Raw genomic sequence first — 11,420 nt, forward strand, 5'->3', positions numbered from 1 at the left:
CTGCCGCCCGGCGGGGTCAAGAACCGTACGTACACATGAAGGAGTGAACGCCACGATGGTGTTCAAGCGGCTGCTCGGCTCGCTCGGCGTGGGCGGGCCCACGGTGGACACGGTCCTGGCCCCGGGCGCGGTGCTGCCCGGCGGGACCCTGAGCGGGCAGGTCCACCTGAAGGGCGGCGACGCCGACTTCACGATCGAGCACATCACCCTGGAACTGGTGGCCCGCGTCGAGGCCGAACATGACGGGGAGTCCGAGGGCGCGGTCGTCTTCGACCGGTTCACCGTCGGCGGCGGCTTCCGCCTCGCCGCAGGCGAGGCGCACAGCGTGCCCTTCAGCGTGATGCTGCCGTGGGAGACCCCCGTCACCGAGCTCTACGGGCAGCCTCTGGGCATCGTGCTCGGGGTACGCACCGAACTGGCAGTGGCGGGCGCGAAGGACAAGGGTGACCTCGACCAGCTCGCGGTGCGCCCGCTGCCCGCCCAGGAGGCGGTCCTGGAGGCACTCGGGCAGCTCGGCTTCGGCTTCAAGTCCGCGGACCTGGAGCTGGGCCGCATCGGCGGCACCGGCCAGCAGCTCCCCTTCTACCAGGAGCTCGAACTCACGCCGCCCCCGCAGTACGCGCACCAGGTCAACGAGATCGAGGTGACCTTCCTCGCGAACCCGGGCCACATGGAGGTGGTCCTGGAGGCCGACAAGCGTGGCGGCCTCTTCCCCGGGGGCCGCGACGCGGTGACCCGCTTCACCGTCAGCCACCACGGCGTCGAGCAGCACGACTGGCACGCGGAAGTCGACGGCTGGATCCGTCAGCTCATCGAGCACCGCGCCTCCCACGGTACTCACGGCTCGTACGGGCACGGCGAGCCGCACCACGGCGCCCACTATGGACACGGCGACCCCTATGCCGCCCATGGCCGCCACGTCCACAAGGACGAGCACGGCCACGGCGGCCACCACGGGGACGGGCACCGCTCTGGGCCGGGCTTGGGCACTGCGATCGCGGCCGGCGCGGCGGGTCTCGCTGTCGGTGTGGTCGGCGGCATGGTCGCGGCCGAAGTCGTCGACGAGGTGGGCGACTTCTTCGAAGGCGACGAAGACGAGGAGGGCGGCGAGGACTGAGGAGTCCGCGCGCTCTTGCCGCTCCTGATAGCTTCTACATCAATGTAGAAGGTGTGGTTGTCCGGGCCCTCCCCTTTGGCCCGGGCGGCCCTTGAGACGTACGGAGTGGGCATGGCCCTGTGGGACCGCATTAGGGAGTCCGCATCGACGATGCAGACCCAGCTGAACGCGAAGAAGAACGACCTCAAGTCCGGCGCCTTCCGTGACGCTTCCATGGCGATGTGCGCGCTGGTGGCCGCCGCGGACGGCACGATCGACCCGTCCGAGCGGCGCAGGGTGGCGCAGCTGATCGCTACCAACGAGGTGCTGCAGAACTTCGACGCCATGGACCTGCAGCGGCGCTTCGAGGACAATCTGGACAAGCTGACCGCCGACTTCGACTTCGGCAAGGTGAGTGTGCTGCAGGAGATCGCCAAGGCGAAGAAGAAGCCCGCCGAGGCGCGCGCCGTCATCCAGATCGGCATCGTCATCGGCGGCGCCGACGGCGACTTCGACAAGACCGAGCAGGCCATCGTCCGTGAAGCGTGCTTCACGCTCAACCTGCCGCCGCACGAGTTCGACCTGTAAAGCCCCGCACGATGCACGGGAAGGAGACGGGTATGGAGATCTCCGGGGTCATCAGTGCCATCGTGATCGGCGTCATCGTCGGCGCGCTGGGACGGCTGGTTCTGCCGGGCCGTCAGCGCATCGGCGTGCTGTGGACGATCGGCGTCGGTATCGCCGCGGCCTTCGTCGGGACCGGTATCGCCGCGGGCCTGGGGGTGGCGGACACCAAAGGGGTCGACTGGATCGAATGGCTCATCCAGATCGGGCTCGCCGCAGTGGGCGTGACCGCCCTCGAACGCTTCAAAGCCCGCAGCTGACCCGGCAACCGAACAGGGGTGCTGCCGCCGGAGGTGTGCTGGCGCCGGACGGGCGGCAGCACACCTCTTCGCCATGCATGGCGGGGTCCTGCTACATCGGGGTGGCCGCGTGAAGGATGAGGAATAGCGTGACGGCCGAGTTCGCCGAGGACAGCGCCGATACGGTGGTGCCCGCGGCGGCTGTCCAGGCGGCCAGGCCCACCGCGGTGAAGACCGGCGGCCAGATCCGTGTGGCGGGAGCCGGGCCGAGCAGGGCGGCGACCCGGCGCGGCACCGGGCCGGGGGCCGCGAAGTGCGCGAGCGTGGCGATGGGTGCGCCCCGGGAGATCAGCGCGGACTTGCCGATCGCAAGTGCCACCGTGCGCCGGCTGCCCACCGCGGTGGCCGCCTCCTCGTCCGCCCACCGCTCAGCCGTGTATGTGACGGCGGTCCGCAGCGGGCGCAGGAACGGGTTGGCCCGTGCGGCGAGCTGCACGGTGAGCAGGAACCGGTGGTGGCGGCAGGTCAGGTGGACGCGCTCGTGGGCGAACAAGGCCCGCCGCTCGGCCGAACTGAGCCCGGCCAGCATCCCGGTGGTGACCACGATCCGATTCCGCTTGCCTGGCAGCGCGTAGGCGTAGGGCAGTTCGTCGGGCAGCACCGCCACCGGCGTTGCGGGCAGGCCGGCAAGGGCACGCTCGGCCCGGCGGCGTACGCGGTGGTGGCGCCACGCCGTCCGGGTGCAGGCGGCGAGCACCGCAATCAGGGCGGGGATCGCGGCCTTACCCGCGATCTCGTCGTAGGGCACCGCCTCGCGGACCTCCGGGTCCGACCAGCCGTCGGGCAGCGGGTTGCCGGGCAGTTGCGCGGTGCCGACCACCATCAACAGGGCCAGGCACAGGGTGCTGCACACCGCGAGCACCCCGGCGACGGCCGACAGCAGCCAGGTCGCCGCTCTGGGGTGCAGATGCTGTTCGGCAAGGCGGGCGATGGGCCAGGCCGTTAACGGCAGCACCAGCGGCAGGAAGACGAAGACCCCCATGGCGGTTAGCCTTCCCCCTCCGCGGGCCCCTGGGCCAGCAGATCGCGCAGCACCTGTTCATCCCCCGGCGTCAGGCTGGTCAGGAAGCGGGCCAGCACCGCTTCCCGGTCGGCCTCGGCGTCCAGGACCTTCCGCATCCGCAAAGCAGCCAGCCCGGCCTCGTCGGCGACCGCCGTCCACTCGAACCAGCGGCCCGCCCGCCGGCGGGCGACCGCACCCTTGGCGTGCAGCCGGGTCAGGATGGTCATCACCGTGGTGTAGGCGAGGGTGCCGCCGAGGCGCTCCTGGACCCAGGCCGCAGGAACCGCCCCGGGAGCCTGGCGCAGCGCAGCGAGCACCTGCGTCTCCAACTCGCCTTGGCCGCGCCGGCGCGGGGACTGCTCGATACCGCCCCTGTTCTGGTCCGTCATACCGTCAACCTTCCGTCTGCCGGTTCCGCCTGCCGCTGCGGGGGCGGTTCATCGTACTGAGCCTGTCGCCCGCCCGCCCAACGCCGTTTCCGCAACGTCCACGTCCAGGAGCCGGCCAACGGGCACGCCCGGACAGGGCGGGTCCCATCGACTGGCCGTGCCCATGTCCGCTCCCGCGTTTGTGGTGCTGCCGAGTCTCAGCCGCAGCGACCGTTCGTCGTCCGGAGGCAGTCCGGCGACGAAGTGGCTGAGCACCGCCCCCCGGTCGTTCTCCTTGTCGAGCACGTGGTGCATGCGCCGGGCGGCCAAGCCCGCCCCGTCGAAGAGGGCTCTCCAGACGTAGGAGCGCCCGTCGCGGTGGCGTACCACGGCCCGCTTGCCGAGCAGCCTCGTCAGCGTGGTCACCACTGTGGTGCAGGCGAGAGCGGGGTCGATCTGCTCGCGCACCCAGCCGGCCGTCACCGGCCCCGGCGCGCCGCCCAGGACGGCCAGCACATTGACTTCCAGTACGCCCTGGTCCTTCGCGGGGGCGTGCGCGCACCGGCTCGTCCTGCTTGTTATCCAACCGCTGCTCCTCTCCGCCGCTGCCGGGCGCGAGGCGATGAAGCATGCCGTCGCACACGTTCAGGATGCCCTCTGCCCCTCACCGCCTTCTACGCCGTTGTAGATTCTTGACTCCACGGGCACGGGAGTGGGGCCGCCGGACGGCATCACGGCAGAGCACAGCGAACCGCCGCACCGGGCGGCACAGGGAGGCGGACACGTGGACAGACAGCCTGGCGCGTCCCGCGAACACCGCAGGCCGGACACCCGATCCCGAGGGCACCGGCACATCAAGACCCGGCTGACCCGGCGCGGGAGCATCCTGGCCCTGACCGGTGCCGCCCTGGCCGTACTGCTCGTCGTCGGCGGCACCGGCTACTGGCTGTACCAGCGCCTCGACAGCAACATCCAGGCCGCCGGTATTGACAACAAGATCGGCGGGGGCCGTTCGGTCAACCTCAGCCCTGGCGCGAAGAACATCCTGGTGGTCGGCTCGGACAGCCGCGACGGCGACAACGCCGAGTACGGCAAGGGCCTGACCACCATGCAGTCGGACACCCTGATGGTGCCGCACATCGCCGCGAACCGGGAATGGGCCGCCGTCGTCTCGCTGCCCCGCGATTCCTGGGTGCTGACACCCGCCTGCGACCGCGGGAACGGCACCAGCACCGCACCGCACCACTTCAAGATCAATGAGGCGTTCGCGATCGGTGGCACCACGGGCGGCATCGGCGGCGCTGCCGCCTGCAGGCCGGCTACACGGTGACCGGCGCCGGCAACGCGCCCACGCCGGCGAAGGAAACCACCGTGACCTGTCCGTCTGGCCTCGAAGAGCAGGCGATGGCCCTGGCCGCCCGGCTCAGGATCCCCGCCACCCCCAGGCAGGACCCGCCAGGCCGCACCCGGTGCGGTGACCCTCACCGTCGGCGCCAGCTACCCCGGCCTGCGCGGCTGACCGGCTGCCCGGCTGCCCGCATCACCGCGCTCCATTTCCGATTGCGGCACGGACGGCCCTGGCAACCTCCAGCAACTTCTACAGTGCTGTAGATTTTGAGTTCAGTCACTGACGAGCCGGGCTACGCCCGGCCTCGGACACGGAAAGGGATGCGACATGGGTGTGAGCCTCTCCAAGGGCGGCAATGTCTCGCTGAGCAAGGAGGCGCCGGGCCTGACCGCCGTCCTGGTCGGCCTCGGATGGGACGTCCGCACGACCACGGGCACCGACTACGACCTCGACGCCTCCGCGCTGCTGGTCAACGAGTCCGGCAAGGTGCTTTCCGACCGGCACTTCGTCTTCTTCAACAACCTGAAGAGCCCCGACGGATCGGTGGAGCACACCGGCGACAACCTCACCGGCGAAGGCGAGGGCGACGACGAGGCCATCAAGGTCGACCTGACCACCGTCCCCGCCGACGTCACCCGGATCGTCTTCCCCGTCTCCATCCACGACGCCGAAAACCGCGGCCACAGCTTCGGCCAGGTCCGCAACGCCTACATCCGCGTCGTCAACCAGGCGGGAGGCGCCGAACTCGCCCGCTACGACCTGTCTGAGGACGCCGCCACCGAGACCGCGATGGTCTTCGGCGAGCTGTACCGCAACGGCGCCGAGTGGAAGTTCCGCGCCGTCGGCCAGGGCTACGCCTCCGGCCTGGCAGGCATCGCCGCCGACTTCGGCGTCAACGTCTAACCCGCCACCACGCGTCTGCGGGCGGGCCGGACCGTACGTCCGCCCCGCCCGCAACGAGCACATCCGCTGCCACATGCCGCCCAGCGGGCCGCGCCGCCACAACGCCGGCACCATCCCGCACTACATGATCGGGGGGACCTTCATGAACGAGCCTGGCCGCCTCGAAGCAGTCGACAGAGCAGACTTCGAACACACGCTGCACGTCGCGCTCAACACCACTGACATCCGCGAGGCCCTGCAAAAGCCGACCGCACAGGTCACCGCCGAGCAACTCCGCGCCCGGGCACTGACCGCGGCCGACACCCTCGCCGCCGAAACCGCGACCGAGTACGCCGCCCTGCTGCGGCTGCGGACCGCAGCCGCCCCGGCCCCCACCGGCCGGCCCCGCCAGCCCACGCCCGCGACCGCCGGGAACGGGTTGCTGGCGGCACTGGCCGTACTCACCCCAGCCCTGTCCGCCGCGGCGGCGGCCATCTTCCTTCTCCTCGGCTACGGGCTCCAACTGGCCGGCGCCCAGCAGCACCTCGCTATCTCGCTGATCCGGGCGGGCTGGGTCGCCGGGGCCGTGGCGGTGCTCGCTGCCGCCGCAGCGGGCGCCGCACTCCTGATCACCGCGGCCCGGCATCGCGCCACGTCCCGCAACCCGCAGCAGGACGCCGCCTCCCTCGCCCAGGCCCACGCGGCATGGCGCCAGGCCCTGCTGGAGCGCGGACTGCTTCCGTTCCTGCGCCGCGAGCTGCACCACCCGCCCACCCCCGCGCCGCAGTCCCGCCCCGCCTCGCCTCCCGCTCAGCGGAATGCGAGCCCCGGCTACAGCACCCCGGACTTCACCGGCCCCTCTTTCCCTTCCCGGGACTGACCCCGCTCCCACGAGTGCGCGCAGGCCGAACGGGTGCCGCCGCACCAGGCCGTACCTGCTGGGGCCGGGCGCGCCCCTGTGTGCCTCTTCTACAGTGCTGTAGATTTATGTGGGCTGCCCCCATACACCCGGTAGGGCAGCGCAGTTCGGCCCCCGAGGACCAGGAGGAAACCGGTGACAGTCACGCTGACCAAGGGCCAGCAGATCAGCCTGGAGAAGAGCGGCGGGCAACCGCTCAGCGTCGTACGGATGGGACTGGGCTGGCAGGCGGCGCCCCGTAAGGGCTTCCTCGCCAGGCTCACCGGCCCACGCGAGATCGACCTCGACGCCTCCGCGGTGCTCTTCGCCGGCACCGAGCCGGTTGACGTCGTCTTCTTCCAGCACCTGGTCAGCGACGACGGATCGGTCCGCCACACCGGCGACAACCTCGTCGGCGGCGCCGGGCAGGGCGGCGACGACGAATCGATCCTCGTCGACCTACTGCGCCTGCCCGCCCACGTCGACCAGATCGTCTTCACCGTCAACTCCTTCACCGGCCAGACCTTCGCCGAAGTACAGAACGCCTTCTGCCGTCTCATCGACGAGAACACCGGCCAGGAACTGGCCCGCTACACCCTCTCCGGCGGCGGCTCCTACACCGCCCAGATCATCGCCAAGGTTCACCGTTCCAGCGGTGGATGGCACATGTCCGCCATCGGGGAGCCGGCCAACGGCCGCACCTTCCAGGACCTGATGCCCGCCATCGCCAGCCACCTCTAGCCACCCTGCCGCCCGCCACCGGGGAGAAGACGGACACCCATGTTCGGCATCAGCGAACTCGCCATCATCCTCATCGTCGTCATATTGATCTTCGGCGCCAAGAAGCTTCCCGAACTCGCCCGTTCCATCGGCAAGTCGGCCCGCATCCTCAAGAGCGAGGCCAAAGCGATGAAGTCCGACCAGACGCCGCCGACCACAGCGGAGGCAGCCACGCACGAGGTCACAGCCCCGCGCATCATCCGGGCCGCACCCGGAGACACCACCGGCCGTCCCGCAGAACAGCCGGGCAACGACACACCGCGGACCTGACCAGCCCTCAACCAAAGCCCGCCCCGACCACGTCCCCCCTTCCGCAGACCCGCCGGGCCGCCAGCGTCCGCCAGACCGATTCGGAAAGCAGCGTCACAGCATGGGCATCATCAGTTGGATCGTCCTCGGACTCCTGGCCGGAGCCATCGCCAAGATCCTCCTGCCCGGCCGCGACCCGGGCGGCCTCATCGGCACCACCCTCATCGGGATCGCCGGCGCCTTCACCGGCGGCTGGCTCTCCGCCAAGTTCCTCGACCGGCCCATACAGAACCAGTTCTTCGACCTCGCCACCTGGGGCGCGGCCATCGGCGGCTCCCTAGTCCTGCTGATCGCCTACCGCCTCCTCTTCGGCAGTTCCCGCGACTGACGCCCAGCCAGGGCCAACCCGTCGGCGAGGCGGTCCGACTCCTCGGCATATGCCCGGCAACTGGTGTAGCCGGTCCGGGCCAAGCCGGCCAAGAAGACGACCGCGAAGAAGACGGCTGGCCGCAAACCGCGGCGCAGCGCCTAGTCCGTGTACCGAAAGTGGATCCTGAGCTGTGAATGATCACGGTTCATGGGGCGGGGAGAGAAGTCCCAGTCAGGACTCGATGCTCCCTCCAGCGTCGAGCGGAAGGGGTACTCATCGCAGTCCTGTCCTTCCTTGGGCTGCTCCGCGTAGGGGAGGCCGGTGTTGGCGTAGTCACCGACCTTCTGGCAGGCGTCGTCCTTCTCCGCCGTGTTGGCATTCATGATCGTCGGGTGCAGCGACTCGGTCAGGCGGTGCAGACCTTCCGGTGTACATGTTCCGTCGTACTCACCGGGGAACACCTTTGACGTGGAACTGGTCGGGTAGGTCTTGTTCGGAGTGGTGAACACAAGCTGGATGTGCTCAGCTACCTCGCGGTTCGGTGAGCCATCACCGGTGGAATAGGCGACGTACGGCACGGCCTCAAGGAACACGCACGAGTGCGGACGTTCCGGCGCGAAGTACGTGGCGGAGTCACACCGTGGTGTCAGGGACGGCACAACCCCCGGCTCGCTAGTGCTGATTTCTTCGCTGTCCGTGTAGTACTGCATGCTGACACCGTGGGCCCCTTGTTTTGTCCCGCCCCCACATACCGGATTCAGGGCTGTTGGTGTTCCACGGAAACCAGTCGGTGTTGTTGTCCCACGTACCCCACGTCATCGTCGCCGGCCCCTGGAATGTGGAGCACTGCGTCAGGAGTGGCTGGCACTGTCCGATCAGCGACAACTCGACGCCCGGAGCGGTCCACCAGTCGTCGATCGGGCCCCACTGGTAATCAACCGAGCCCTGCTGGAGCCGGGCGAACAGGCGCGTCGACCGGCTGTCGGTGTACTTCTGGCCGAAGAGCTCCATGTTGGCGTACGTCGTGCCCATGCTTGATCTTCTGGTTGGTCGCCTTGTCGACCTTCCAGTAATCTGCGGTGATCTTCTGTCGTGCGCAGTAGGTGTACCGGTCAAAGGATCGTGTAGTCGGTGTAGGAGCTGTCGAACGAGAAGCACAGCTGAGCGAGTGCGTCCGGCGGTGTGTCACCGACCGCGTAGGTGTACGTGAATGCGTTGACGTTGTCCATTGACAGCGTGCTGGAAGTCTTGACCGTCGTGGGCTCCGGGAGCTTGAACGGCTTCTCCTTGGCTGCGGTGGCGAATGACCGGGCCTTCTCGATCACCGCCTTGAAGTCTTCGGCGGTGCCCTTGCCTTCCTTGGGCTTCGACTTCAGGTGGTCGGGGCGTTTGGTCTGGGCGTCATTCGCTGAAGGGGACGCCAGCTCACCTTTGGCACGCTTCTTGGCCTTGGCGATGTCCTCCTCCGTGAGCAGGACCTCCGTCTTGAGCACACCAGGGGCCGGGCGGACAGTGGTGGAAATCTGGGGCTCGATGTGGTTCGAGACCGTGGTGACGGTGTCCTTCTGCGAGGTGTCAACGCTCGGGAGGGTTGCCACCACGATCGCTGCGGCGGCCGGCCGCTGCCGCGGTGTTCCCGGCGGCTTGGGGCGGCACGTGGGCCCTGGTCATTTTGCGGTATTCAGCGCACAGGCCGCAGATGCGTGAGCCCTTGCTCCACGGATCCAGCCCCAATGTCCCCTCAGGGCGCCGTTTCCCCGACATGCGCGGAGCGTAGCGAGTCGGTACGCCTGAACGCCCCGAAATTATCGGCACGCTGTCGCGACGGAGAGCGCCCGTCCCTGACCTCGTGGGCCCCCGATCGGATGACTGACCGGTGCCCCGGCGAACCGCTGGGCGCAGCGTCGCGTGACAGCGGGCATGGGAGCGGTCAATGAGGTTCGGGAAACACGGGCGATGGGCCGAAGTACCTGAGCATCGTCCCCGGCGTTCTTCCCGCGTCTGCGGGAGGAACGCGTCTGGGAGCGACGGCACTGCGGGCGAAGCCGGGTCGTCCGATGGCGACCCCGGCCCGACAACGCCGCCTCGCTCGAGCGTCCACTTCGGCACCCTCTACCCGCTGGGGCGGCATCGTCCTCGACGTGGTCGGCGACCGCCTCGTATCCCGCTCGACCGTGCACGACTGAAATGCAGGCCATGGGCGACCGCGCCGCCCCACGAGGAGTCGACGCGCCCAGCGAACAGGAGGTCGTCGAGGTCATCATCGCCCCCTTGTCGCCGGCCTTCACTTCGGCACGGCCCCAGGGCCAAAACGCGACCGCCCACCTCGTCGGCCGCCTACAGCAACTCACCAAGCGCAAGGCCGTAGTCTAATCCGAGGGCATTATGCTGCTCGCGACTCAACTGATAACGTGCGAGGTGCCCTTGAGCAGGCTGCTGGATATTTTCGAGACCGTGGTTTCTCCAAGTTATCGCATCTTTGGGCTGGTTGACACGAGTGTCGATACGTATGCACCACATGCGGATCGCACGAATTGGCTTCTTTCCGCCCCTGGCATGGTCTATCTACAGGTGCCGCCCCAAGTGATCCGGGCGTCTGTGCGGTTGGAGAGTTGGTCAACGGTTCCGCCGGCAAGCGATACTCAATGGTCCGGTGCGGAGGACGTGGAGGTGGAGCTTCCCGGCGGCGACCTCGCGCTGGAGACCATCGATGGAGGGCAGAAAGAGGTCCCCTTGATCCTGCCCTCGTCCGGATTTTACCGGATGCGATGGCAGTGGATATTCAATCGTACAGGCGGGCCTTTCACCTCTCCGCTGGTGGGACACCGGGAACCCCTGCCCATGCCGCCGGGGCACGAAGAGAAACTGAATGGCGCAGATCAATACTGCCTGGTCCAGATCTGGCGCACAGCCGCCAGTGAAGGGACTGAGTGAAAGAAATGCGGGGCCGGTCTGGTGGACCGGCCCCGCATGATGACCATCTCAGGCCAGATGTCCCGGTCAGTCGCCGATGACGACTATGAACGGGTCATGGCTCAGGATCCGGTCATTGTCGTACCAGGCGCCGAGGCGCCGCCCGGCTTCTTGATTCTCGTCCGAGTCGATGTAGCGGACGGAGAAGTCGTCGCGGTACGGATCCCCCTCGTACTGGTAGCGCGCGGCCCCCTGGTAACTGGAGGCGAAGGGGAATTCGTCGCAGTCGCGCCGCTCTCCCGCCGTGGGTCGACCCGGGACGGCGGGGTTGTTACACGTGGAGGAGACGACGGAGCGGTTGGCGTCGTAGCGTGCCTGCTCGCTCGGCCCGAAGCCCGGTACGAGGCGGTGCATCGGATCCAAGGCACTCCCGCCGGGCAGCTTCTTGTCGCTCTTCGTCGGGTAAGACGGCATCTCATTTGGTGAGTCTGTGCGACGATTCGTCGGCCAGTGGAAAGTCATGAGTGGGGGCGAAGGTCGATGGAGTACATCAATCTTGATGCGCAGGTCGGCGACCTGTCAGGGGTCTT

Annotated in this window: 15 protein-coding genes and 1 pseudogene; 10 read left to right on the plus strand and 6 right to left on the minus strand. The window is 68.5% G+C overall.

Features of this window, described 5'->3' with window-relative positions; all coding sequences use genetic code 11:
• Positions 1 to 55 precede the first annotated feature (55 nt).
• From QC282_RS26755 to QC282_RS26765, 3 genes are all read left to right on the plus strand, one after another.
• Complete coding sequence (locus tag QC282_RS26755) at positions 56 to 1,117, plus strand: sporulation protein (RefSeq protein WP_279552143.1); 1,062 nt, start codon at positions 56 to 58, stop codon at positions 1,115 to 1,117.
• A gap of 111 nt (positions 1,118 to 1,228) precedes the next feature.
• Entirely contained in the window at positions 1,229 to 1,684 is a 456-nt protein-coding gene (locus QC282_RS26760; RefSeq protein WP_279552130.1) for a TerB family tellurite resistance protein, read from the plus strand.
• Positions 1,685 to 1,716: 32 nt separating this feature from the next.
• Positions 1,717 to 1,980: a GlsB/YeaQ/YmgE family stress response membrane protein gene (locus QC282_RS26765; protein WP_279552131.1), complete on the plus strand. Its 264-nt coding sequence runs from the start codon at positions 1,717 to 1,719 to the stop codon at positions 1,978 to 1,980.
• 91 nt (positions 1,981 to 2,071) lie between these two features.
• Here the strand turns inward: QC282_RS26765 and QC282_RS26770 are convergent, their stop codons facing one another.
• Genes QC282_RS26770 through QC282_RS26780 form a run of 3 tightly spaced genes read right to left on the minus strand, consistent with a single transcriptional unit; the run spans position 2,072 to position 3,972 of the window.
• Positions 2,072 to 3,001 carry a M56 family metallopeptidase gene (locus tag QC282_RS26770; RefSeq protein WP_279552132.1) on the minus strand — a complete coding sequence of 310 codons (930 nt, stop codon included), beginning with the start codon at positions 2,999 to 3,001 and terminating at the stop codon, positions 2,072 to 2,074.
• A 5-nt stretch (positions 3,002 to 3,006) separates the two neighbouring features.
• On the minus strand, positions 3,007 to 3,411 hold the full coding sequence (locus QC282_RS26775; protein WP_279552133.1) for a BlaI/MecI/CopY family transcriptional regulator: 405 nt from the start codon (positions 3,409 to 3,411) through the stop codon (positions 3,007 to 3,009).
• Between the two features lie 48 nt (positions 3,412 to 3,459).
• Positions 3,460 to 3,972 carry a BlaI/MecI/CopY family transcriptional regulator gene (locus QC282_RS26780; RefSeq protein ID WP_279552144.1) on the minus strand — a complete coding sequence of 171 codons (513 nt, stop codon included), beginning with the start codon at positions 3,970 to 3,972 and terminating at the stop codon, positions 3,460 to 3,462.
• 271 nt (positions 3,973 to 4,243) lie between these two features.
• On the opposite strand from QC282_RS26780, the pseudogene QC282_RS26785 reads away from it, so the two are divergent.
• From QC282_RS26785 to QC282_RS26810, 6 genes and pseudogenes are all read left to right on the plus strand, one after another.
• Positions 4,244 to 4,702, plus strand: a pseudogene (locus QC282_RS26785) (LCP family protein); the annotation flags it as partial.
• Between the two features lie 363 nt (positions 4,703 to 5,065).
• A complete protein-coding gene (locus QC282_RS26790; protein ID WP_279552134.1) occupies positions 5,066 to 5,641 on the plus strand; it encodes a TerD family protein in 576 nt (191 codons plus the stop codon).
• A 142-nt stretch (positions 5,642 to 5,783) separates the two neighbouring features.
• On the plus strand, positions 5,784 to 6,500 hold the full coding sequence (locus QC282_RS26795; protein ID WP_279552135.1) for a hypothetical protein: 717 nt from the start codon (positions 5,784 to 5,786) through the stop codon (positions 6,498 to 6,500).
• A gap of 174 nt (positions 6,501 to 6,674) precedes the next feature.
• On the plus strand, positions 6,675 to 7,259 hold the full coding sequence (locus QC282_RS26800) for a TerD family protein (protein ID WP_279552136.1): 585 nt from the start codon (positions 6,675 to 6,677) through the stop codon (positions 7,257 to 7,259).
• 39 nt (positions 7,260 to 7,298) lie between these two features.
• A complete protein-coding gene (gene tatA, locus QC282_RS26805; RefSeq protein WP_279552137.1) occupies positions 7,299 to 7,568 on the plus strand; it encodes a Sec-independent protein translocase subunit TatA in 270 nt (89 codons plus the stop codon).
• A gap of 100 nt (positions 7,569 to 7,668) precedes the next feature.
• Positions 7,669 to 7,935 carry a GlsB/YeaQ/YmgE family stress response membrane protein gene (locus QC282_RS26810; RefSeq protein ID WP_279552138.1) on the plus strand — a complete coding sequence of 89 codons (267 nt, stop codon included), beginning with the start codon at positions 7,669 to 7,671 and terminating at the stop codon, positions 7,933 to 7,935.
• 140 nt (positions 7,936 to 8,075) lie between these two features.
• Here QC282_RS26810 and QC282_RS26815 read toward each other — a convergent pair whose 3' ends face one another.
• Positions 8,076 to 8,627, minus strand: a complete 552-nt coding sequence (locus QC282_RS26815; RefSeq protein ID WP_279552139.1) for a hypothetical protein — start codon at positions 8,625 to 8,627, stop codon at positions 8,076 to 8,078.
• Positions 8,628 to 9,029: 402 nt separating this feature from the next.
• Positions 9,030 to 9,518, minus strand: coding sequence for a hypothetical protein (locus QC282_RS26820; RefSeq protein WP_279552140.1), 489 nt, complete (start codon positions 9,516 to 9,518; stop codon positions 9,030 to 9,032).
• An 823-nt stretch (positions 9,519 to 10,341) separates the two neighbouring features.
• Between QC282_RS26820 and QC282_RS26825 the strand changes: the two genes are divergently transcribed.
• Positions 10,342 to 10,851 (plus strand): hypothetical protein, encoded by a 510-nt coding sequence (locus QC282_RS26825; RefSeq protein WP_279552141.1) that lies wholly within the window; start codon positions 10,342 to 10,344, stop codon positions 10,849 to 10,851.
• Between the two features lie 66 nt (positions 10,852 to 10,917).
• Here the strand turns inward: QC282_RS26825 and QC282_RS26830 are convergent, their stop codons facing one another.
• The gene (locus QC282_RS26830; RefSeq protein WP_279552142.1) at positions 10,918 to 11,304 is read right to left on the minus strand and encodes a NucA/NucB deoxyribonuclease domain-containing protein; all 387 of its coding nucleotides are present in this window, start codon (positions 11,302 to 11,304) and stop codon (positions 10,918 to 10,920) included.
• Positions 11,305 to 11,420 lie beyond the last annotated feature (116 nt).

The organism is Streptomyces sp. DH24 (assembly GCF_029813775.1).
Lineage (GTDB): Bacteria > Actinomycetota > Actinomycetes > Streptomycetales > Streptomycetaceae > Streptomyces.

What these genes read in the sequence shown, in the direction of transcription:
- tatA (WP_279552137.1), top strand. Translation starts at nt 7,299, where the DNA reads ATGTTCGGCATCAGCGAACTCGCCATCATCCTCATCGTCGTCATATTG.
- QC282_RS26810 (WP_279552138.1), top strand. Translation starts at nt 7,669, where the DNA reads ATGGGCATCATCAGTTGGATCGTCCTCGGACTCCTGGCCGGAGCCATC.
- QC282_RS26775 (WP_279552133.1), bottom strand. Translation starts at nt 3,411, where the DNA reads ATGACGGACCAGAACAGGGGCGGTATCGAGCAGTCCCCGCGCCGGCGC.
- QC282_RS26770 (WP_279552132.1), bottom strand. Translation starts at nt 3,001, where the DNA reads ATGGGGGTCTTCGTCTTCCTGCCGCTGGTGCTGCCGTTAACGGCCTGG.
- QC282_RS26755 (WP_279552143.1), top strand. Translation starts at nt 56, where the DNA reads ATGGTGTTCAAGCGGCTGCTCGGCTCGCTCGGCGTGGGCGGGCCCACG.
- QC282_RS26790 (WP_279552134.1), top strand. Translation starts at nt 5,066, where the DNA reads ATGGGTGTGAGCCTCTCCAAGGGCGGCAATGTCTCGCTGAGCAAGGAG.
- QC282_RS26760 (WP_279552130.1), top strand. Translation starts at nt 1,229, where the DNA reads ATGGCCCTGTGGGACCGCATTAGGGAGTCCGCATCGACGATGCAGACC.
- QC282_RS26830 (WP_279552142.1), bottom strand. Translation starts at nt 11,304, where the DNA reads ATGCCGTCTTACCCGACGAAGAGCGACAAGAAGCTGCCCGGCGGGAGT.
- QC282_RS26795 (WP_279552135.1), top strand. Translation starts at nt 5,784, where the DNA reads ATGAACGAGCCTGGCCGCCTCGAAGCAGTCGACAGAGCAGACTTCGAA.
- QC282_RS26815 (WP_279552139.1), bottom strand. Translation starts at nt 8,627, where the DNA reads ATGCAGTACTACACGGACAGCGAAGAAATCAGCACTAGCGAGCCGGGG.
- QC282_RS26765 (WP_279552131.1), top strand. Translation starts at nt 1,717, where the DNA reads ATGGAGATCTCCGGGGTCATCAGTGCCATCGTGATCGGCGTCATCGTC.